The 335-nt window shown below is 41.5% G+C and carries 1 protein-coding gene and 1 pseudogene; both read right to left on the bottom strand.

All coding sequences use genetic code 11. The features are described 5' to 3' along the window. The coding region (locus JR005_RS14415; RefSeq protein ID WP_228731781.1) for a hypothetical protein at positions 1 to 63 on the bottom strand (63 nt) is incomplete at its 3' end. A 29-nt stretch (positions 64 to 92) separates the two neighbouring features. Then, positions 93 to 335: pseudogene (locus JR005_RS14410) on the bottom strand (type IV-A pilus assembly ATPase PilB); the annotation flags it as partial.

Here is a 335-nt window from a genome sequence, read left to right as displayed (position 1 = left end):
CCCTTTACGATCAACCCCTTCATAAGCAAAAGTTGGCATCATTTGCGCTTTTTTGACTGCCATTGTGCTGTCCTTATTTTTAGAATCTGCTTTTATTCACTGGTGACGCGGTTGACTTCCTGTAAAGAAGTGACCCCTTGCATCACCTTTTTAAGACCTGAACGACGAAGATTATTAAACCCCAGTTTTTCCGATGCCGCTGCAATTTCAAGTGCATTGCCATCTTCCATAATAATTTTCGAAATTTCAGGTGTGACTTTCATGACTTCGTAAATCCCGACACGACCTTTATAACCTTCACGACATTCAGAACAACCGACAGGTTGGTAAATCTG

This window comes from Acinetobacter sp. Colony158, from assembly GCF_019264745.1.
Lineage (GTDB): Bacteria > Pseudomonadota > Gammaproteobacteria > Pseudomonadales > Moraxellaceae > Acinetobacter > Acinetobacter ursingii.
The sequence above is the reverse complement of the archived record's forward strand: the minus strand, read 5'-3'. Positions and strand labels throughout refer to the sequence as shown.